Raw genomic sequence first — 21,297 nt, forward strand, 5'->3', positions numbered from 1 at the left:
GTCCAGTACTCTATTATAACATTAACCTCGGTTTTTTTTAATCGACCGGACTTTTCATAGTCTTTCGTTTGTTTTAAAATAAGTTGGTATAAGCGTATTCATGTATCGGAGGGAAACAAACCTTGTATGAGAATCACAGATTTACAGAACCTTTTTCTGATCGAAGCCTCTCTGCCCTGAAGGCGGATTGTGAGCAGTGCTTCGGCTTATGTTGTGCCGCATTACCTTTTGCTGCTTCCGTAGATTTCGCTAGAGACAAAGACGCTGGACAGCCGTGTCACAATCTACAGTCGGACTTTCGCTGTGGTGTACATACAGAGCTAAGAGAATTAGGCTACCGTGGTTGTACGGTCTATGACTGTTTTGGAGCTGGGCAAAAGATTTCTCAAGTCACTTATGCTGGAGAAGACTGGAGGAAAAAGCCGAAAACTGCGAAGCAGATGTTCGAGGTATTTCCGATTATGTGGCATTTGCACGAGCTGCTTTGGTATTTACATGAATCTTTGAACCTAGAAATAACCCGTACAATCCATACTGAGCTGCAAACAGCTCTCGATGAAACAGAACAGCTCACCTTACTCAATCCTGAAGCTCTTATAAAGGTGGATGTTTCCGCTCATCGAGCAAAAATCAATATGTTACTGTTGCAGGTCAGTGAAATTGTAAGAACTGACGCTCGTCGTAAACTAAAAAAATCCACGAAGAATTTCAGTCGAGGTGCCGACCTTATGGGAGCAAAGCTCAAAGGAGCTGATCTTAGAGGTGCCAACTTGAGAGGAGCCTATTTAATAGCCGCAGACCTTAGGGATGCTGATCTCAGAGGTGCAGACCTTATTGGAGCAGACTTTCGCGATACTGACCTCAGAGGTGCTAATTTAGCAGAAGCTCTCTTTCTCACCCAGGCACAGATCAATGCGGCAAAAGGCAATACTCTCACGAAATTACCAGCAGCACTCTTGTGCCCTGATCATTGGCACTCTCATTAGATTAAAAAGATCATTTATATCAGCGGTGAATAGAATTTTTTGATCTGAGACACAGCTTCCATAATTTCTAAGACTTCTTTCTCCGCTGTGTTTCGTTCCAGATACTCTACTCTTCCCTGAGATGCTTCCTTGCCAACAACTATTGATAAAGGTATCCCGATCAAGCTTGAATCTTTAAATTTCACGCCAGCGCGTTCATCCCTATCATCGATCAGCGTCTCAATGCCAAAATTGGTTAGTTGATCATAGAGACCTTCTGCAACCGTCCGCTGCTCACTATCCTTGACGGCCATTATCAAGATATGAACCTGATAAGGTGCCAATGCTGCTGGCCACATTAATCCATCCTCATCATGATGCTGTTCAGCAATAGCGGATAAAAGCCGTGAGATACCAATTCCGTAACAGCCCATAATCATAGGTTGACTTTTGCCTGAAGAATCTAAGTAAGAAGCGCCTAGCTTTTCACTGTATTTAGTACCTAATTTGAAAACATGACCCACTTCAATCCCTTGATGAAAATGCAAAACACCCTCCAAACAATGCGGACAAACTTCACCTTCTGCTACATTCCGTAGATCCCCCACATGCTCAAGCGCAAAATCTCTACCTGGTACTACGTTACGGAAGTGATAATCTTTTTCTCCCGCCCCTGTAATCCCTTGGGTCATATCTGCTACTGCTGCATCCACTAGGACAGTCAGCGTTAAACCCACAGGTCCTACAAATCCACTCTCTACACCGGCTAAGGATTTCACTGCCTCGTAGTCAGCAAGCTTAATCTCATTCATTCCTAAATATTTACTTACCTTAATTTCATTGACTTCATGATCTCCCCGGACCAGAACAGCAAAAATCTGTCCGTCACCTTCATAGATTAATGTTTTAATTATCTGCTCTGGCCGGATATCTAGCTCCTGCTCTAGTTGCTCAATTGTGCGCAAATCAGGAGTGAAGAACTTCTCTATCTCCGGTACTTGCATGACAACTTCATTTTTTGCAGGCCGCACGGACTCTGCCTGTTCCAGATTGGCCGCATAATCACAAACGGAGCATGCAGCAATCGTATCCTCCCCAATCTCAGCCAGCGCCATAAATTCATGACTGCCACCCTCGCCTCCAATCGCACCGGAATCCGCATGGACAGCACGGAATTTCAATCCACATCGCTCAAATATCCGGTGATAAGCCTCGAACATTTGGATATAAGATTTATCGAGACCTTCCATGTTTGTATCAAAAGAGTAAGCATCCTTCATCAAAAACTCTCTGCCTCTCAGCAGTCCAAAACGTGGTCGGCGTTCATCACGGAACTTGGTCTGAATCTGATATACGGTAATAGGAAGCTTACGATAAGAGCTGATCTCATTCCGTACGAGTGTGGTTACTACTTCCTCATGTGTAGGACCTAGTATGAATTCCCGCTCATGACGATCCCGCAGCGTCATCAACTCCTTACCGTATACCTCATATCGGCCTGATTCTTTCCAGAGCTCCGCAGGCTGCATAGATGGCATCAATACCTCCTGAGCCCCAGAGAAATCCATCTCATTCCGCACAATCGCTTCTATTTTCCGTAAAACACGTCTTCCAAGCGGTAAATAAGTGTACACACCCGCTGCTAATTGGCGAATATATCCCGCACGCAGCAGTAGCTGATGACTGCTTGTCTCCGCCTCTGAAGGTGCCTCACGCAGAGTTGTTAATAAAAGATTACTTTGACGCATATTTGTACCCTCCCTAAAAAATGAACACTCTAAACGCAAAAAGACACATTCGTCAGGGACGAATGTGTCGTGATACCACCCTTATTTAACCGCCAGCCCATACATAGTCTACATGGCGATCCTCGATCGAATAACGGCCGATTCCGGCAGCGGTTGTACGCTGCAGCTACCCAGGCAGGATACCATCCACACGTATTTGAGGAACCTTTCAGCCGGTGAGTTCCCTCTCTGTTCTAACGCTTCTTGGACCGTAAGTCCTTGGTCAATGCTTTTGTCATTTAAATATTGTATTAAATCTATATGAAAATAATATTTCCGTCAAGCGTCGGCTCCAAAAAAAAGCCGCTTCTCCAGCAGGTAAACTGCTTTTGAAACGGCTTCTTAAATTAAAGCCTAGACAAGAACGCTTGAGCCCATCAGATATTTATCCACTTCACGTGCAGCTTCGCGACCTTCGTTGATGGCCCAGACCACCAAACTTTGACCACGACGCATATCCCCAGCAGCAAACACCTTATCCACGTTCGTGTTGAACTTGCCGTAACGTGCTTTCACATTGGTACGACGATCGGTCTCCAGTTTAAGCTCCTCAACAATATCTTGCTCTGGTCCATCGAAACCAATAGCGATAAGAGCGAGTTGAGCAGGATATACAGCTTCTGTTCCAGGAACGGGCTGATAGATTTTACGACCTGTCTCATCCACGATCCGGCGGATCTGCACGGTATGAAGCTCCTTCAAGTTCCCCTCTTCATCCCCAACAAATTTAGTGGTCATGATTGAGAATTCACGCGGATCATCACCAAAAATAGCTTTCGCTTCTTCTTGCGCATAATCCAAGCTGTACACATTCGGAAATTGCGGCCAAGGATTAGCAATCGGATCCCGTTGCAGAGGCGCTTTTTCATGTGTACCAAATTGAGTGATACTGCCGCAGCCATGACGAAGTGCTGTGGCAACACAGTCAGAACCTGTATCCCCTCCACCCAAGACGATTACATCTTTACCTTCAGCGGATACATAGTTACCATCCTCCAGATTGGAATTCAAGTAACTCTTGATCGTTCCATTTAAATAATCCATGGCATACATAACGCCCTTAAGCCCACTGCCTTCAATGTTGAAACGGCGTGCTTTAGTAGCTCCACCACACAGAACAACCGCATCATATTCATCAACAAGCTGCTGAGCCGGAATGTCTTTACCGATCTCAGTGTTCACCACGAAGTTAATTCCTTCAGCAGCCAGCAAATCTACACGACGTTGTACAACTTTTTTATCAAGCTTCATAGTAGGTATTCCATATGTCAGCAGTCCGCCAATGCGGTCACTGCGCTCAAATACAGTTACAGTGTGTCCAGCCTTGTTAAGCTGTGCTGCCGCGGCAAGTCCAGCAGGTCCAGAGCCTACAATTGCAATTTTTTTGCCAGTCCGTTTCTCAGGAGGATTAGGTACAACCCAGCCCTCTTCAAAACCCTTATCAACGATCGCAAGTTCAATTGTTTTGATGGTTACCGGCTGTCCGATCAGACCCACTGTGCAAGAGCCTTCACATGGGGCGGGACAAATACTGCCTGTGAATTCAGGAAAGTTGTTTGTCTTATGCAGACGTTCCAGTGCTTCTTTCCAGAGTCCACGATACACCAAGTTATTCCACTCCGGAATTAAATTGTGTACTGGACAACCTGAGGTCCCGCCAGCCATATCAATACCTGTATGGCAATAGGGGGTTCCGCAATCCATACAGCGTGCGCCCTGTGTCCGAAGCTCGTCCTCGGATAAATGATGGTGGAATTCTTCCCAGTCCTTTACCCGCTGCTCAGGATCCCGATCACCTGGGAGCTGCCGTTTATACTCCATAAAACCTGTAGGTGTAGACATGTTTACGTTTCCCCCATCCGTTCTCTTCGTGTTGAAGTATAGTACATTGTAGCATATTGCGGCTTCGTATGGTTGTCAGCAACGCAATGAAGTACCTGCACATTCTATTCTATACCTATACATAATCATTTCTAATTTTAATTATAGTAACATTCATCACTTTTGCACAGTAATGGATAAATCTACTGATTATTTGTACTATTTCACATGTTATGTCAGAGAAAACGTTTTATTGCTATTCCGTACGTTCATAAACAAGGAAACGGTAATCATACGGATTCTTCTCATCACGAATTCCCTTGATATTGGAGACCTCTTTCCACATCCTCCAGTCAATCTCAGGAAACCGGGTATCTCCTTCAAAATCCTGATCGATCTGCGTCAACATTAGCTTGTCAGCATACGGCAGCATCAAGCGATAAATTTCTGCACCACCGATCACCATCAGCTCATCTTCTTTTCTACCCTCGCTGAGAGCCTCTTCAAGCGTGTGTAGAACCACTGCACCTTCAGCTGAATAATCAGTATCCCTAGTTAGAATTAGGCTCGTTCTGCCCTTCAAGGGCTTGCCTCCGAGCGAATCCCATGTTTTGCGGCCCATTAGCATTCTTTTGCCCAATGTTTCTGCTTTGAAATAAGCAAAATCCAGCGGTAAATGCCAAGGCATGTCGTTATCTTTTCCTATGACATGATTGGCACCCATTGCCCATATTAAGCTAATACTCATGAAGTTCCCTCCTTCCTTCATACTAAATTAAAAAACTACGCTGCCAGAAATTATATTTGCGAATCTTAATTTATAACAATTACGTTATACTGCGATCGGCGCTTTTATCGAAGGATGCGGATTGTACCCCTCAATGACCAGATCTTCCAGTTCAATATCAAAAATTGATTTCTTCTGTGAATTAATAACCAGTGTAGGCAATGCTCTTAATTCTCTTGATAATAGCTCTTTCACTTGCTCAACATGGTTTGAATAGATATGCGCATCACTAATGCTGTATACAAACTCACCTACTTCTAGACCACATTCATATGCAATTAAATGCGTAAGTAATGAGTAAGATGGAATATTGAAGTTTGCCCCGAGAAAGGAGTCAGCACTGCGTTGCAGCAAGTGGCAGCTTAGTTTACCATTTGCAACATAGAACTGGAACATAACGTGGCAGGGCGGTAACGCAGCTTTACTTCCTTTTGTTCCGGCATTTATAACATCTTCCGGGTTCCATGCGCTCACGATTAAACGCCGAGAATCAGGATTTGTTTTGATCTGATGAATAACGTCTTGTAATTGGTCAATTGATTCACCAGTAGAAGATGTCCAATTCCGCCATTGCTTACCGTAAACATTCCCTAGCTCACCATATTTCGCGGCAAACTCATCATCTTCTAAGACATGATCACAGAATGATTTCATCTCTGCTTGATACACTTGATTAAAATCTTCATCAACTAAACAACGATTCCCGAAGTCTGTCATATCTGGGCCAACATATTCGTCTGATTCAACCCATCTTTTAAAAGCCCATTCATCCCAAATATGATTATTATTTTTCAATAAATAACGAATGTTGGTATCGCCTTTAATAAACCACAATAACTCACTTGCAATTAAGCGAAACGGTGTACGTTTTGTTGTAAACAGCGGGAACCCTTTTGATAAATCAAATCGCATTTGATAACCAAAAACACTAATTGTACCAGTTCCTGTACGATCTTCTTTTTTTACACCATGATCTAAAATATATCGTAAAAAATTCAAATAGGTTTGTTCTAACTCATTCGTCAATGTACTGCACCTCCGTAATATTACACCTCATATATTATATCTGAAAAATCCGAATTTTGTAGAAGGTAAGATAATTTTTAAATATATTTAATAATCGGGTTACATATTCAATTATAAAGGATTGGTTCAGCAAGTGTATCTTTACTCCGCTATCCTAAGCTCCACTCTGGCCCCATAAGCACGAACGTTTGCTTGTCCACCCACAGGAAAGGTAATCATCGGCGATGTATGTCCAAAGTCCACGTCTGCGATCACAGGAATATCAGATAATTCTTCTTTTGAGCGGATAATTGTAGTTAGCAGCTTCTTTGACATACGCGATTCTTTTTGGAATCTGCCGATCACCAACCCTTTGACCTCTTCAAACTCAGGCTGATGAATTAGGGATTGCAGATCTCGATCAAAGGTTGCAGGTGCTGACTCATAATCATCCTCGATGAACAAAATAGAATTCTTTAAACTAGGCATATACTCTGTTCCCTGCAAAAGATTTAAAGTGCATAAATTGCCACCAATAATCGTTCCTTTCGCTTCCCCATCATTGATAATGAACGGACCTTCATTTTTAATAAATATCCGGTTTTCCTGATTCAGATACCACTCATCATCACTCCAATGCTTGGAAGGCTGCACGAGAATTTCTTTATTGTCCATCATCAGCCTGCGGAAATATTCGATGGTATATTCATTATCGTGGAGCATCGCAAATGTGGAAAAATGCGGCCCGGAGTATGTAACTAATCCTGTTTGAGCATAAATCGCATTACTTAGTGCAGTAATATCCGAATAACCACATAAACGCTTTGGATTCTCCGCAATGATTGAATAATCTATATAACGCAGCAGCTGGTTACTATTGAAGCCTCCAATGGTCGTTAATATTCCTTTCACTTTGGGGTCTAAAAAGGCTTCGTGCAAATCCTCAATTCTCGAATCAATAGAAGAGGAAACAAAATCATCCGTCTCAAAAGAATTTGTTGAAATGGATATCCGAAAACCTAACCGTTCAAGCTGCTCTTTGGCAATTTTTCTTTGCTGAGCATCGATTAATGACAAACTTCTGGAAGGAGAGATAATACGCAGCTCATCTCCAGGCTTTAATTTATCAGCTCTCATCATTGAACCTCCCTATATTCATGAATTACAGATTAGGTAATTACTCTTCCTTCCAGTATATCTCTTTTCAAAAAAGTGGAAAACAAAAAAAAAAGGCGGAACGCATTTGCGTCCGCCTTTCTGTTGCCTGCTAGAGCAATTTTGGAGAAAAATTATTTCATTACATGAATTGGGTGACCTTCAACCAATTCAGCAGCTTCCATGACGATTTCGCCAAGGGTTGGATGCGCGTGAATAGTCAAGGCGATATCTTCAAGCGTTGCGCCCATTTCGATTGCCAAACCAAGTTCAGCGATCAAGTTGGATGCTTCGATACCAACGATTTGAGCTCCCAGTACCAAATTGTTCTCGGAGTTAGCAACAATTTTGATAAAGCCCTCTGGGCTGTTCAAAGATACTGCGCGACCATTTCCTGCGAATGGGAATTTGCCGCTTTTCACTTTGTAGCCTTTGTCTTTTGCTTCTTTCTCAGTCAAACCAACGCTTGAGCACTCAGGATCTGTAAATACAACAGCTGGGATGACTTTGTAGTCAACAACAGATGTAAGTCCTGCGATTGCTTCTGCAGCGATTTTACCTTCGTAAGAAGCTTTGTGAGCCAAAGCAAGACCTGGAACAACATCGCCGATAGCGAAGATGGTAGGAATGCTTGTGCGTCCTTGGTGATCAACTTTGATCAATCCGCGCTCGTCGAGCTCAAGACCGATCAGGTCCAGACCAAGTTCACCGTCAGTGTTAGGACGACGACCTACAGTAACAAGCAAGTAATCTGCTGTAACTTCTTTGGACTCGCCACCAACAGAGTATTTCACGGTTACTTCTTTGTCGTTCTGAACAGCACTTTCAGCTTTAGCGTTAGTTACGATTTCGATGCCAGTTTTAGCCATGTTTTTCGCAACAAGACGAGTCATATCTTTATCGAAGCCTGGAAGTACAGTATCCAAACCTTCGATGATTGTTACTTTAGTGCCAAATTTAGAGTACATTTGACCAAGCTCGGCACCGATGTATCCACCACCGATTACGATCATGCTCTTCGGAATTTCTGGAAGTTCCAGAGCTTCAGTCGAAGACAGAATACGTCCGCCGAATGGGAAAGGTTTAAGTTCAATTGGACGGGAACCTGTAGCAATGATGCAGTGTTTGAAGCGGTAACGTGGAGATTCATGATCATTGAACACACGTGCTTCTGTGTCGCTGATAAACATGCACTCGCCGTTAAATACTTCAATTTTGTTGCCCTTCATCAAGCTAGTCACACCGCTAGTCATTTTTTTAACTACGCTGTTCTTGAACTCTTGAGTTTTGGCAAAATCCACTTTAACATTCTCAGCTGTAACGCCGAAAACTTCACCATGCTGTGCAGATTCAAATTGATGTGCAGCAGCGATCAAGGCTTTAGAAGGAATACATCCACGGTTCAAACATACACCGCCGAGTTCCGATTTATCCACGATGAGGACTTTTTGGCCGAGCTGGGCGGCACGAATTGCCGCCACATACCCACCAGGACCTGCACCAATGACCAATGTATCAATATCTAGTGAAGCGTCTCCTACTACCATAATTATACCTCCATAACCAGCAGCTCAGGATTATTGAGCAGCGATTTAATGTAGTTCATAAAGTTTTGAGCAGTCGCACCATCGATAATACGGTGGTCAAAGCTGAGTGACAACGCCATTACTGGAGCAACTACGATTTCACCATTTTTCACAACTGCTTTTTCACTGATACGGCCAGTTCCGAGGATAGCCACTTCAGGGAAGTTGATGATTGGAGTAAAGAACATACCGCCAGCAGAACCGATGTTACTGATGGAGATCGTGCTGCCCTTCATTTCGTTAGCAGACAATTTACCGTCACGGCCACGAACAGCCAAGTCAGTGATGCTGCTAGCGATCATCCAAATGCTCTTACGGTCAGCGTCTTTGATAACTGGAACGATCAAACCGTTTGGTGTATCAGTAGCGATACCGATATTGTAGTATTTCTTGTAGACAATTTCGCCTGCTTCTTCATCAATCATAGCATTAAGTGCTGGGAATTGACGGGAAGCTGCAACAAGAGCCTTAACGATGAATGGAAGGTAAGTAACCTTAACGCCTTTTTTCTCAGCAATAGGTTTCATACGCGTACGGAATGCTACCAGTTCAGTAACATCTACTTCATCCATGATGGTTACGTGCGGAGCAGTGTAAGCCGATTTAACCATTGCGTTGGAGATCGCCTTACGAATACCCTTGAATGGTACACGTTCTTCTTCAAGACTAACGTTACCGCTAGCTGCTGCAGGTGCTGCTTTAGCTTCGGTCTTAGCAGCCTTAGGAGCTTCAGACGCCGCTGCTGCTGCAGGAGCCGCAGGTGTAGAACCACCTTTCAAGAAGGCTTCTACGTCTTCACGAGTGATTTTGCCACCTTTTCCAGTTCCGTTCACTTTGGAAATATCCACTTTTTGCTCACGAGCAAATTTGCGAACGCTTGGTGTAGCCAATACATCGCGGTCAGGAGCTGGTGTTACACCTGCAGATCCGCCTTCTTTAGCATCAGCAGGGCTTGTTGCTGCAGGGGAAGAAGTAGTGTTTGCACTTCCTTTTGCTGCATCAGCTTCAGCAGATGCATGACCTTCTTGTTCAGGAACGTCGCCTTCAGCAGCGATAATAGCAACAACTTCGCCTACGCGGCAAACTTGGCCATCTTTAGTCAGAACTTCCAATACAGTACCATTCACTGGACATGGAACCTCAACTACCGCCTTGTCATTTTGAACTTCCATGATGATGTCATCATCAGTTACCTTGTCACCGGCTTTGATATGCATTTTGATGATTTCACCTTCATGCAGACCTTCACCCAGCTCAGGGAAGCGATATTCAAAATTCGATGCTTTGTTAGATGCTGGAGCAGCTGGTGCAGCTGGCGCTTGAACAGCAGGAGCTTCAGTAGCAGCACCCTCTTGATCAGGCACGTCACCTTCTGCTTCGATAATAGCCACTACTTCACCGACACGGCATACTTGACCGTCTTTAGTCAGAACTTCCAATACAGTACCGTTTACTGGGCAAGGCACCTCAACTACCGCCTTGTCATTTTGAACTTCCATTACGATATCATCATCCGTTACCTTGTCACCGGCTTTGATATGCATTTTGATGATTTCACCTTCATGCAGACCTTCACCTAGTTCAGGAAATCGGTATTCAAACTTTGCCACTTTGAAAACCTCCTCGTGAAATTGGGACTAACCTTATGATTTAAACTTTATAAGATGAAACAACGTTGTCATCCATATGGATGACAACTGTTTCTCGTAAAAATATTTAGAATTCCAAAACTTTCTTCACGCCTGCAATAATACGCGCAGGGTTTGGAAGCCATGTATCTTCAATTTGTGCAAATGGATATACAGTGTCAGGACCTGCGATACGAAGCACAGGAGCTTCTAAGTGCAGTAGAGCTTTTTCATTGATTTGTGCGATAACTTCAGCAGCTACACCCGCACTCTTTTGTGCTTCTTGCACCACGATAGCACGGTTAGTCTTCTTCACAGACGCTACAATAGTGTCGATGTCGATCGGACTTACAGTACGAAGGTCGATAATTTCAACATTAACGCCTTCTTTTTCGAGTTGCTCGGCTGCTTTGGTAGCTGTATGTACCATCAGCCCGTAAGTAATGATCGAAACGTCAGAACCTTCACGTACTACGTTCGCTTTACCAAGTTCAACTGTATATTCACCTTCTGGCACTTCAGCACGGAATGCATGATAAAGGTTCAAGTGCTCCATGAAGAATACAGGGTCATTGTCGCGGATAGACGCGATTAAAAGTCCCTTAGCATCATATGGGTTTGAAGGAATTACAACTTTAATCCCTGGGCTTTGTGCAATCAAACCTTCGAGTGAGTCAGTATGAAGCTCAGCAGCCTTAACTCCGCCACCAAAAGGAGTACGGAATACTACTGGAGCATTATATTTACCGCCAGAACGCCAGCGCAGACGTGCCGCTTGAACAACGATCTGATCCAGAGCTTCAAAGATAAAACCTACGAATTGAATTTCTGCAATTGGGCGGAAGCCTTGTACACCAAGACCAAATGCCAGACCGCCGATAGCGGACTCAGCTAGTGGTGTATCAAAAATACGATCTTCGCCAAATTCCTTTTGCAGACCTTCTGTTACACGGAAAACGCCACCTACATTACCAACATCCTCTCCGAAGATAAGAACGTTAGGGTCACGATTCAGTTCAACGCGCATCGCGTCGCGGATCGCTTCTTTCATATTCATTTGTGCCATTGCCTGATATCCCCCTTATTCAAAATCGGCTTTTTGCTCTTCCAGATGTTTAGGTGTTACTTCGAACATGCTGTCGATCAAGCCAGGTATTGTCATTTTTTCGGTTTGTTCAGCTTTTTTGATCTGCTCGTTAACAGTAGCTTTCGCTTCATCTTTCACGCGCAGTGTATCTTCTTCAGTCCAAAGACCTTTCTTCTCCAAATACTTGGCAAGACGGGCGATTGGATCCTTTTCACTCCACTGTCCTTCTTCTTCTTTCGAACGATATTTACTTGCATCGTCAGAAAGGGAGTGTGGACGGAAACGGTAAGTTACAGCTTCGATCAATGTAGCACCTTCGCCGTTGCGTGCACGTTCAGCAGCATCGCGTACAGCACTGATTACTGCAAAGATGTCCATACCGTCAACCTTAATCCCTGGAATACCAGCTGCAACCGCTTTGTGAGCGATCGATTTGGAAGCCGTTTGTTTAGCGAACGGAGTCGTAATCGCGTAACCATTGTTTTGAACAAAGAAGATTACAGGCAGTTTAAAACGACCAGCAAAGTTCAAGCCTTCGTAGAAGTCACCTTCTGAAGAACCGCCATCACCAGTGTAAGTAATTGCAACACTCTTTTGTTTTTTCAATTTGAAGCCCATAGCAATACCAGTAGCGTGCAGGATTTGCGCACCAATGATAATTTGTGGCATCAATACATTAACACCATCAGGAATAGCTCCACCATGTTGGTGACCACGGGAATATAAGAAAGCTTGGTACAATGGAAGTCCGTGCCATACTAGCTGCGGAATATCACGGTAGCCTGGGCATAAGAAGTCTTCTTTCTCCAAAGCGAACTCACTACCAATCATGGTAGCTTCTTGACCGGATACCGGTGCGTAGAAACCAAGACGACCTTGACGGCCAAGGTTTACTGCACGATCATCCCAAGTACGGGTAAATACCATACGATACATAATTTCTTTCAGTTGATCGTCAGTTAAATCCGGCATCTTATCCTTATTGATAATTTCTCCATCCGGGGAAAGTACCGATAGAGCCTCGACGTCCTCTGTATACACTTCATAAGGAACTTTACTCATTATCTTCACCTCAATAAAAAAATTTGAATATCAGCTGCCTCTGTTATAATATTATTATACACCTGTTTAGTTACTTTCGTCAAAGAAATACTTATAAAATTTATATTTCTTTAAATTTTGTATGTATAACAGGTGAGATAATTTAATATAACAGTTTAACACTTTTCCAACAAGTAAATGATTAATAACACAGTTACACATTTAATAATTTTAGCGTAACCCTGTGTGTATTGCAAAATTCGACAAGAAAGGTGACGTGACAACGATGAGCGATTCTGTTTTTCTGAAACGCACAATTGTAAAAGAAACGCTTTGGAGTGAACATCTGCAGGAGGAACGTAAATTACGTATCTATCTGCCCCCAGGCTACAATGAAGTTCTCAGTTACCCCGTGGTGTACTGCCAAGACGGAGAAGAATTTTTCAACTTTGGACGCATTGCTACACTTGCTGGACAACTTATTATAGAAGAAGATGTCCAACCCTTCATTATCGTCGGTGTAGAAGTTAACGTCGCTGTTCGGACTCAAGAATACGCTCCGTTCGGCAGCCGATTCAAGCAGTACCTATCTTGCTTTTCCGAAGAGATTATTCCCTTCATTGAAAAAAATTATCCCGTACGCCGTACACCCGAAGAACGAATCTTAGCCGGCGATTCCCTTGGAGGCAGCGTCTCCCTCCATCTCGCACTTGCTTATCCAGCTATCTTCACACGTATCATCAGCCTATCCGGTGCATTCTATCCCGAATCACAAGCCATGCTGGCAAAAGAAGAAGATCTCGCCTGGCTTAACATTAATATGGTCGTTGGACTGCAGGAAACAGATTACCAGACTGATACAGGGACCTATGATTTTGTTCAGATGAACAGAGAAACAAAAGCGTTGCTTGAAGCACGTGGAGCTACCGTATCCTACCGTGAGAAAGACGGTCGTCATCTCTGGGGCTTTTGGCAAAAGGAACTCCCTGAATCTCTACTCTATTTTTTAAACACATAATGCCTTATTGATAGAAGCAAAAAATGAACATCTAAAGAACGTATGTAGATTTCAGCCGTGTTTGCGCTTACAGTTTAATCCAGCGAATTTCCTTAATTTACTTTAATACTAATCAGAGAGGGCTGGAACCCAACCGGGTTACAGCTTTTCTCTTATCACCATTTCAAGCAAAACGTCACAGCCTGCATTGATTAAATCATATACCTGCTCAAAATTCCCTGTAAAATAAGGGTCTGGCACTTCTCTCAATTCTTCCTCAGGCAATAAATCCATGAAGAACAAAAGCTTAACCTCTTCCCCACCAGGAACCTTTCGAACATTCTCTCCATTAGACTTGTCCATACAAACGATATAATCAAACTTCTGAAAATCCTCGCTACTGACCAAACGCGCTGCCATATTTGCATAACTAATCATGTTTTGATCAAGTATACGTCTAGTCCCTTCATGCGGTTCCTTACCAATATGCCAATCTCCAGTTCCCGCACTGTCAACCAGAATCTTATGTGAAAGCTCTAGTTCATCAATCTTATGGCGCAGAACTGCCTCCGCCATTGGTGAGCGACAAATATTACCCAGACATACAAATAGCACGTTTACGATTTCATTCACCTCCCAATTGTTAAAACATAAGTAAATATGAATTTATGCACATAAAAAATCGCACACTATCATTTTAGCGTTGTCTTGGTCAATTGTGCAACTTTTCAATCTGCATTATACTGGGACAGGATAACCAACTAGAGTTTTAGAGGAGGAATGGATGTTATGCCATCCAAACGTGTCGTTATTTTTGCCGGTGGAGAACTATCTCCGGATTATTTCGCTCTATTAGATGAAGAAGATTTTATTATCGGTGCGGACCGGGGTGCATTATTCCTAATCTCACATGGATATATACCAGATATTGCAGTAGGTGATTTTGATTCTGTATCGCCTGAAGCTTTTCAGGATATTCAATCCAAAAGTAAAAAAACCATCACTTGTGATGCCGTAAACAAGGATTTAACCGACAGTGAGATGGCGCTCGATATTGCGATGAATCAGCAACCTGATTCTATTTTACTATTAGGAGTTACAGGCACTCGAATTGACCACTCCTTAGCCAGCATTCAAATGATGACAAGGGCTCTGCAACGTCAAATCAATTGCTACGTCATGGATTCTAATAACTATGTGACACTTACCGGATCCCAAACAGTCATTGAAGATTTGGGCTACACCTATGTATCTTTGCTTCCATTAACTCCTGAAGTAACAGGGATTACATTAGAAGGATTTCAATATCCTTTGAATGACGCCACTTTAAAGCTAGGCCAATCTCTAGGTGTAAGCAACAAACTGATTTCCTCCACTGGAACAGTTAGAATACGTAGTGGATTATTGCTGATTATCCAGAGCAAAGACTAAATACATAGTGATATAGAAACATCCTTGTAACTTTTGTTTTAAAATCAAAAAGCCGATAAATCCTTTATATATCAAGGGGTTTACGGCTTATTTTATTGTCCAAAATATCAAGTTATTAATTTTTTGTAACTTTTAATGAATTTTTAATAAAACGTTTACAACCCAGGCCCAGCCTCACTTTATTGCTGCTCTACCAAATTTTATGACATAGATAACCTGCTATACTACGAATCAGGCAAGCAAGACAAGACACAGCAAGACAGATTGATATACTAACTTTGGAGGTACTTACAACATGAATAAACAACAATGGATAAAAAAAGCGATTGTCATAGGAATGGTTACTACGATGGGCTTAGGAACAATGATGGCAACAGGCGTAGGCGCAACTAAAGTCGAAGCCGCTACAGTGTCCAAAGGACAAAGCGTTGTCAATTTCGGGAAAAACTATATGGGAACTCCATACAAATTCGGAGCATCTACTTCTACTACTAAGGTTTTTGATTGCTCTTCATTTATGAAACATATCTTTAAAAAGTATAATGTATCATTACCCCGTACAGCTGCAGCTCAATCAAAAGTAGGAACTTCTGTTTCCAAAGCAAACCTTCGTGTGGGCGATCTTGTATTCTTCTCTAGCGGCAGCAGAGCAACTGGTAAAAATGTAACTCACGTAGCTGTTTACGCCGGAAACGGTAAAATTCTGCACACTTACGGTAAACCAGGTGTTACGGTTTCTGATCTTAATTCTGGTACATGGAAAAAGACTTATCTAAAGGCTCGCCGCGTACTGTAAACAACAGCTCTATAGTAGAGTCTTTTCTATAAAAGAGAATAAGTCTCAGGATGTGGTGCTGCCTTCGGGCACCCTCATTACATATCCTGTTCCGCGAACAGTGTGAATTAACTTGTTCCGGTACCCTTTATCAATCTTTAAGCGGATATGCCTGATGTATACATCTACAACATTGGTATCTGCATGGAATTGATATCCCCATACTTGTTTGAGTATTTCCTCGCGGGAACATATAATCCCTCGATTCGCAGCGAGATAATATAGAAGATCGAATTCTTTATGCGTCATCTTAAGCTCGATCCCTTCACGGGTGACCAGCCTGCGGCTGGGATCGAGCATTAAACCATCCACCTTTAACAGATGTTTTAAATTTCGACGCCGACCCGTGAGGGTTAATAAATTTAGAATTCTACATTTGAATTCACCGGTATGTAGTGGTTTTGACATAAAATCATTCCCCCCGGCTAAAAAGGCCGCAACCGCTCCGTTACCCGATAACTCTTCGGAAATCACCATGACCGGAAGAATCATTCCCTCATCTCTTACTGCGGAAATGATTTTCCATCCTTCCCATGTTCCCACCTCGCCTAAATCAGCAAGCAGCAATACCGGTTCTACTTCAGAAATGGATAAGCGAAGATCTTCGGGATCTTCGCTTTTTGTTATTTGCAGACCGATATCATTAAACACTTTTTCTATAGCGATTCGCTCTTCTACTCCTCTTTCGTTTCCCTCAGACATATACCATATCAGTTGCTCACTCACAAAGATCCCCCGTATCCATCAGACATGCATCAGCATCCCATTAATAGATATAGAATCCCCGGAAAGCAAAGAGACCATTCCTAGGAAATGGTCTGAAGATCAGTTTATCTTGCTTTTTAACCGAAATATCGATGATAAAAGCTACGGGCGGCGGCAATATCCTTCGTCCCATGAATCAATGCCCGGCCATCTGCGAAGATCACCATCCGGTAAGGACCTTCTTTAAAGGAAATTAGATAAGGATTGCTCTCTACCTCACCGTCTCCTAAACGAGACAAGCGGCTGGCTGTTTCCTGCAGGTTAAGGCTCTGCGGCCGGGCAGGGCGGATTTGTACGGTATCCCTACCACAAAGCACATCACTTCGTTCCGTATTCAAGGCTGTTAGATAAGGGTAGATCGGATGAGTCCCACAAGAAGGGCAATTCTCCTTTTTGGCACTTTTCACTCCAATTTCTTGATGTTCATTACGCCATACATCGAAAGTGAGCAGTTTATTTCTTAATTGGTCCTTACGGTTACCGAGAAGCTTTAACGCCTCAGCTGTAGCATTTGCAGTAACCAATTGCACGGCCTGTGGAAGAATACCCGCTGTATCACAGGTATCTCCCCCTAGTGGGACTGTACCTAAAAGACAATGAAGACATGGCGTTTCTCCAGGCAAAATCGTATATGTAATTCCATAGCTTCCTACACAAGCTCCATAAATCCAAGGGATATTATTCTTTTGGGCAATATCATTAATGATGAGACGTGTATCGAAATTATCGGTCCCATCCATAATCAGATCCACCCCTGAGATGAGTCCTTCCAGTTCTTCCTTCCGCACATCCATAACATGCGCTTCTATGACAACCTCAGAATTAATCTGCTGCAGTCTGTTCTGGGCTGCTATGGCTTTCGGAGCTCGCTCCTGTGCATCCATCTCGGTATACAGCTGTTGCCGCTGCAGGTTACTCCACTCTACATAATCGCGATCAACGATAAGGACATGCCCAACACCACAGCGGACCAATGTCTCTGCAATCCCTGTACCTAACGCACCCGCACCAACCACAAGCACTTTTGATTTTGCGAGCCCCTGCTGTCCTTCAGTACCAAATGGCGCGAAACGTATCTGTCGTGAGTATCGATCTTCTCGCCCGGCGTTATGAAACATACATTATCTCCTCCCCATATCCAAAAAGCGGAGAACAGCAGGATGTCTGCTATTCTCCGGATTTATGATTATTCTATACTTGTACAGCTGACCACTGCTCAACATCCCAAATTTTCGTAACCCAATCTTCATAGAAATCAGGTTCATGGGATACAAGCAGGACTGTGCCTTTATATTCTTGCAAAGCGCGCTTCAGCTCTGCTTTAGCAATAACGTCAAGGTGATTGGTAGGTTCATCGAACAGTACCCAGTTGCTTTCACGCATCAAAAGCTTACAAAGACGCACCTTCGCTTGCTCCCCACCGCTCAGCATACTAAGCGGACGTGTAATATGTTCATTTTTTAGACCACAGCGAGCCAGATGCCCACGAACTTCGTTCTGAGTTAAACTGGAGAATTCATTCCAGACATCCTCAATAGGCGTAAGACTAGCTGCTTTCACTTCTTGTTGGAAATATGCAGGGTTCAGATAATCCCCAAGATAGGTTTTGCCGCTGTATGTTGGGATCACTCCCAGAATAGTCTTCAGCAGTGTAGATTTACCTACACCATTGCAGCCAACAATAGCAATCTTCTCCCCACGTTCAATGACCATATTTAGCTGTGGCAGCAGCGGACGATCATAACCAATCTCGAAATCAATTCCTTCGAATACGGTTTTGCCGCTTGCCCGGCTCTCTTTAAACTTAAAGGTCGGCTTAGCAGCTTCTTCAGGACGATCAATTCGGTCCATACGATCAAGCTGCTTCTCACGGCTTTTTGCCCGGCCTGAGGTTGAAGCACGCGCTTTATTCCGTTGGATGAAGTCCTCTTGTTTTTTGATAAAATCTTGTTGTTTCTCATAGGCATCGATATGCTGGTTTTTGTTCATCTCCGCCATATCAAGGAATTTCTCATAGTTCGCCGTGTAACGGGTCAATTTACCAAACTCCAAGTGATAAACGACATTAACGACTTTATTCATGAACTCAGTGTCATGGGAAATCAATATAAATGCATATGGGTACTGTTTCAAATAGTTGGTCAGCCAATCGATATGCTCAACATCCAAATAGTTGGTAGGCTCATCAAGCAATAGTACATTGGGTTTCTCAAGCAAAAGCTTTGCCAGCAGTACTTTGGTTCTTTGACCACCGCTAAGAGAAGCTACATCACGATCAAGCCCAATCACGGACAGGCCTAAACCATTTGCCATTTCCTCCACTTTTACATCAATCAGATAGAAATCTCCGATGTCCAGTTGTTCCTGAATGTCCCCCATCTGCTCCAGTAGTACTTCTAGTTCCTCAGGCGAAGCATCACCCATCTGCTCTGTGATCTTCAGCATTTCCTGCTCTAACTCAAGCAGTGGCAGAAAAGCGTCCTTTAGAACATCGCGAATCGTTTTTCCTGGTGTAAGAATCGTATGTTGGTCCAAATAACCGTAACGCACCCGAGGGGTCCATTCTACTTTACCATTATCCTTCAAAAGCTTTCCTGTCAAAATATTCATTAGCGTCGATTTACCAACGCCATTTGCTCCAACAATTCCAACATGTTCTCCTGGTAACAACCGGAAAGACACGTTCTTGAACAACGTCCGATCCCCAAAATTGTGGGAAACGTCTTCTACAGTAAGTAAACTCATAAATTCTCCGCAAGCTCCTGTCTATACTTAAATAATGCGTAAATCAAATCACGTATAAATATATATTTTATCACACTTTAGCGGAACACTGAATTAAATGTTAGTCCCAATAGCCTATCATAAGAAAAAACCACGGCGTTTTCCATCGTTTCGTTCGCCCTTAATGTCCCCTAATAGCTCAGCAATTACATCTGCCAACTTCCCTTTTTGTAAAAATGGATCTTGCTGACACGGTAAATTATAAACCCTATCTATACCTAAAGAATTTCGCAACAGTTCAACAGATTGCTGTTCAGCAAGTGGTAAACCCACTCTCCAATCCCGTTCAGGCTGCAGCCCCTTCCTCCTAATCCATAATAAAGTTTCCTCCAGTCGCCAATCTGCGCCAGAAGCAATTAGAATGGGAATATCGCTATGTTTGATTTCTTCCAGCGCTCCATCAAATCCACCCGTGCCCAGATCTAATACCACAAATTGATAAGCCCCTCTCATAAGCTCTGCTACATCCCCATGGTGAGGTCGCTTCCAGTAATGAACCTTCCTCCAGGAAAATACAGACTCAGAGCTCTCAGCAGGAACTGAAGCGCTCTGCACATCAAGCAAATTGTGCATGCGATCATAAACCGATGAATCCGGTGATAGATCAACCCAAGCTGTTGAACCAATCTGTGCCAGATAACTGCTAATCGCAAATGAAGTATGTGTTGTTCCAAGCCCCGGCCCTACTCCAAGTAAGGCAATCACTTTAGCTTTCCGTTTATCAACTGCTAGGGGTACAGACACTGCTGAATGATTACCTTCATCCATATCAGCCTCCACGTGAACCAGTGCTTGAATAACAGCTGTTGCCTCCTGATATCTTTCCTCCGGATGTGGCCGTAATAAACGTCTTATTATCGGAATAAAAGCTGCGGGAACTTGGTCACGCAACTTATTTTCCATTCCTGACTCCCAGTGGCTGCATAATCCTCCGGTAGCCATATATAAAAGCAACGCACCAAGACCATATAAGTCAGAAACCGGTTGACTCTGCCCATTCCCATACTGCTCAGGAGCCGCGAATCCTACTGTACCAAGCTTCACCGTATCTTCAGCGATGCCTTTTCTAAAATTTCGAGCGATTCCGAAGTCGATTAACATTAATTCTTTTTGCTTAGTTAACATAAGATTGGAGGGCTTTAAATCACGATAAACAATGGGCGGATGATGACCATGCAAATATTGCAGGACTTCTAAAAGCTGTTTAGCAATTTGTAGGATGAATTCACAAGGCAAAGGTCCGGGATTATCCCTCATCAGCTGACTTAAAGTTATCCCTTCAATATAATCCATGACTAAATAAGAATACCCTTCTTTATCCGAAAGATAGTAATCAACAATACGTGGAAGCCGCGGGTGATCCAGCCCCATTAGCATCTCCGCTTCCGCTTCAATGTCCGAATGCAGCGTTGCTGAGCTAACACTTTCTTTTACAGCCCAACGTTTCCCCTTTAAACGCAGATCCTCCGCAAGATAAACAATACTCATTCCACCTGTTCCAATCTGGTCAATAATTCTGTATCTGGCGTCCATTATCTGCCCTACCCCAAGCTTCGATGCAAAATTCACTGAACTTCCCCCTTTTTCACATAAAAAAAAGAGAAAGCTTCCGCCATTAACGTT

18 protein-coding genes are annotated in these 21,297 nt (G+C 43.3%); 4 read left to right on the plus strand and 14 right to left on the minus strand.

Going from position 1 to position 21,297, the window contains the following annotated elements:
- Positions 1-122: 122 nt before the first annotated feature.
- Entirely contained in the window at positions 123-986 is an 864-nt protein-coding gene (locus tag MKZ16_RS17815; protein ID WP_036687674.1) for a pentapeptide repeat-containing protein, read from the plus strand.
- 14 nt (positions 987-1,000) lie between these two features.
- Here MKZ16_RS17815 and MKZ16_RS17820 read toward each other — a convergent pair whose 3' ends face one another.
- The 9 genes from MKZ16_RS17820 to pdhA form a co-directional block, all read right to left on the minus strand.
- Entirely contained in the window at positions 1,001-2,713 is a 1,713-nt protein-coding gene (locus MKZ16_RS17820) for a proline--tRNA ligase (protein WP_076103933.1), read from the minus strand.
- A 393-nt stretch (positions 2,714-3,106) separates the two neighbouring features.
- Positions 3,107-4,594 (minus strand): glutamate synthase subunit beta, encoded by a 1,488-nt coding sequence (locus MKZ16_RS17825; protein WP_076103934.1) that lies wholly within the window; start codon positions 4,592-4,594, stop codon positions 3,107-3,109.
- A gap of 235 nt (positions 4,595-4,829) precedes the next feature.
- Positions 4,830-5,321: a dihydrofolate reductase gene (locus tag MKZ16_RS17830; RefSeq protein WP_036687679.1), complete on the minus strand. Its 492-nt coding sequence runs from the start codon at positions 5,319-5,321 to the stop codon at positions 4,830-4,832.
- Positions 5,322-5,405: 84 nt separating this feature from the next.
- Entirely contained in the window at positions 5,406-6,386 is a 981-nt protein-coding gene (locus MKZ16_RS17835; protein ID WP_076103935.1) for a thymidylate synthase, read from the minus strand.
- 141 nt (positions 6,387-6,527) lie between these two features.
- Complete coding sequence (locus MKZ16_RS17840; RefSeq protein WP_076103936.1) at positions 6,528-7,502, minus strand: S66 peptidase family protein; 975 nt, start codon at positions 7,500-7,502, stop codon at positions 6,528-6,530.
- 152 nt (positions 7,503-7,654) lie between these two features.
- Positions 7,655-9,067, minus strand: coding sequence for a dihydrolipoyl dehydrogenase (gene lpdA / locus MKZ16_RS17845; protein WP_036687684.1), 1,413 nt, complete (start codon positions 9,065-9,067; stop codon positions 7,655-7,657).
- 2 nt (positions 9,068-9,069) lie between these two features.
- A complete protein-coding gene (locus tag MKZ16_RS17850) occupies positions 9,070-10,716 on the minus strand; it encodes a 2-oxo acid dehydrogenase subunit E2 (RefSeq protein WP_076103937.1) in 1,647 nt (548 codons plus the stop codon).
- 106 nt (positions 10,717-10,822) lie between these two features.
- Positions 10,823-11,800 (minus strand): alpha-ketoacid dehydrogenase subunit beta, encoded by a 978-nt coding sequence (locus tag MKZ16_RS17855; protein ID WP_038571553.1) that lies wholly within the window; start codon positions 11,798-11,800, stop codon positions 10,823-10,825.
- A gap of 15 nt (positions 11,801-11,815) precedes the next feature.
- The gene (gene pdhA / locus MKZ16_RS17860) at positions 11,816-12,883 is read right to left on the minus strand and encodes a pyruvate dehydrogenase (acetyl-transferring) E1 component subunit alpha (RefSeq protein WP_036687689.1); all 1,068 of its coding nucleotides are present in this window, start codon (positions 12,881-12,883) and stop codon (positions 11,816-11,818) included.
- Between the two features lie 265 nt (positions 12,884-13,148).
- Between pdhA and MKZ16_RS17865 the strand changes: the two genes are divergently transcribed.
- The gene (locus tag MKZ16_RS17865; protein WP_076103938.1) at positions 13,149-13,880 is read left to right on the plus strand and encodes an alpha/beta hydrolase-fold protein; all 732 of its coding nucleotides are present in this window, start codon (positions 13,149-13,151) and stop codon (positions 13,878-13,880) included.
- A gap of 138 nt (positions 13,881-14,018) precedes the next feature.
- On the opposite strand, the gene MKZ16_RS17870 is transcribed toward MKZ16_RS17865, so the two are convergent.
- Positions 14,019-14,483 carry a low molecular weight protein-tyrosine-phosphatase gene (locus MKZ16_RS17870; RefSeq protein WP_076103975.1) on the minus strand — a complete coding sequence of 155 codons (465 nt, stop codon included), beginning with the start codon at positions 14,481-14,483 and terminating at the stop codon, positions 14,019-14,021.
- A 165-nt stretch (positions 14,484-14,648) separates the two neighbouring features.
- On the opposite strand from MKZ16_RS17870, the gene MKZ16_RS17875 reads away from it, so the two are divergent.
- Both MKZ16_RS17875 and MKZ16_RS17880 read left to right on the plus strand, forming a co-directional pair.
- Positions 14,649-15,290 (plus strand): thiamine diphosphokinase, encoded by a 642-nt coding sequence (locus MKZ16_RS17875; protein WP_036687693.1) that lies wholly within the window; start codon positions 14,649-14,651, stop codon positions 15,288-15,290.
- A 295-nt stretch (positions 15,291-15,585) separates the two neighbouring features.
- Positions 15,586-16,086 (plus strand): C40 family peptidase, encoded by a 501-nt coding sequence (locus MKZ16_RS17880; protein ID WP_036687694.1) that lies wholly within the window; start codon positions 15,586-15,588, stop codon positions 16,084-16,086.
- Between the two features lie 45 nt (positions 16,087-16,131).
- Here the strand turns inward: MKZ16_RS17880 and MKZ16_RS17885 are convergent, their stop codons facing one another.
- The 4 genes from MKZ16_RS17885 to MKZ16_RS17900 all read right to left on the minus strand — a co-directional run bounded on the left by MKZ16_RS17885 (position 16,132) and on the right by MKZ16_RS17900 (position 21,243).
- Positions 16,132-16,851: a response regulator transcription factor gene (locus MKZ16_RS17885; RefSeq protein ID WP_076103939.1), complete on the minus strand. Its 720-nt coding sequence runs from the start codon at positions 16,849-16,851 to the stop codon at positions 16,132-16,134.
- A 116-nt stretch (positions 16,852-16,967) separates the two neighbouring features.
- Positions 16,968-18,008: a ThiF family adenylyltransferase gene (locus MKZ16_RS17890; RefSeq protein WP_076103941.1), complete on the minus strand. Its 1,041-nt coding sequence runs from the start codon at positions 18,006-18,008 to the stop codon at positions 16,968-16,970.
- A gap of 73 nt (positions 18,009-18,081) precedes the next feature.
- A complete protein-coding gene (locus tag MKZ16_RS17895) occupies positions 18,082-19,635 on the minus strand; it encodes an ABC-F family ATP-binding cassette domain-containing protein (RefSeq protein ID WP_036687697.1) in 1,554 nt (517 codons plus the stop codon).
- Between the two features lie 117 nt (positions 19,636-19,752).
- A complete protein-coding gene (locus MKZ16_RS17900; protein ID WP_081393324.1) occupies positions 19,753-21,243 on the minus strand; it encodes a serine/threonine-protein kinase in 1,491 nt (496 codons plus the stop codon).
- Positions 21,244-21,297: the final 54 nt, after the last annotated feature.

This window comes from Paenibacillus sp. FSL R5-0928, from assembly GCF_037970385.1.
Classification (GTDB): domain Bacteria; phylum Bacillota; class Bacilli; order Paenibacillales; family Paenibacillaceae; genus Paenibacillus_AQ; species Paenibacillus_AQ odorifer.

What these genes read in the sequence shown, in the direction of transcription:
- MKZ16_RS17820 (WP_076103933.1), bottom strand. Translation starts at nt 2,713, where the DNA reads ATGCGTCAAAGTAATCTTTTATTAACAACTCTGCGTGAGGCACCTTCA.
- MKZ16_RS17825 (WP_076103934.1), bottom strand. Translation starts at nt 4,594, where the DNA reads ATGTCTACACCTACAGGTTTTATGGAGTATAAACGGCAGCTCCCAGGT.
- MKZ16_RS17830 (WP_036687679.1), bottom strand. Translation starts at nt 5,321, where the DNA reads ATGAGTATTAGCTTAATATGGGCAATGGGTGCCAATCATGTCATAGGA.
- MKZ16_RS17840 (WP_076103936.1), bottom strand. Translation starts at nt 7,502, where the DNA reads ATGAGAGCTGATAAATTAAAGCCTGGAGATGAGCTGCGTATTATCTCT.
- lpdA (WP_036687684.1), bottom strand. Translation starts at nt 9,067, where the DNA reads ATGGTAGTAGGAGACGCTTCACTAGATATTGATACATTGGTCATTGGT.
- MKZ16_RS17855 (WP_038571553.1), bottom strand. Translation starts at nt 11,800, where the DNA reads ATGGCACAAATGAATATGAAAGAAGCGATCCGCGACGCGATGCGCGTT.
- pdhA (WP_036687689.1), bottom strand. Translation starts at nt 12,883, where the DNA reads ATGAGTAAAGTTCCTTATGAAGTGTATACAGAGGACGTCGAGGCTCTA.
- MKZ16_RS17865 (WP_076103938.1), top strand. Translation starts at nt 13,149, where the DNA reads ATGAGCGATTCTGTTTTTCTGAAACGCACAATTGTAAAAGAAACGCTT.
- MKZ16_RS17875 (WP_036687693.1), top strand. Translation starts at nt 14,649, where the DNA reads ATGCCATCCAAACGTGTCGTTATTTTTGCCGGTGGAGAACTATCTCCG.
- MKZ16_RS17880 (WP_036687694.1), top strand. Translation starts at nt 15,586, where the DNA reads ATGAATAAACAACAATGGATAAAAAAAGCGATTGTCATAGGAATGGTT.
- MKZ16_RS17890 (WP_076103941.1), bottom strand. Translation starts at nt 18,008, where the DNA reads ATGTTTCATAACGCCGGGCGAGAAGATCGATACTCACGACAGATACGT.
- MKZ16_RS17895 (WP_036687697.1), bottom strand. Translation starts at nt 19,635, where the DNA reads ATGAGTTTACTTACTGTAGAAGACGTTTCCCACAATTTTGGGGATCGG.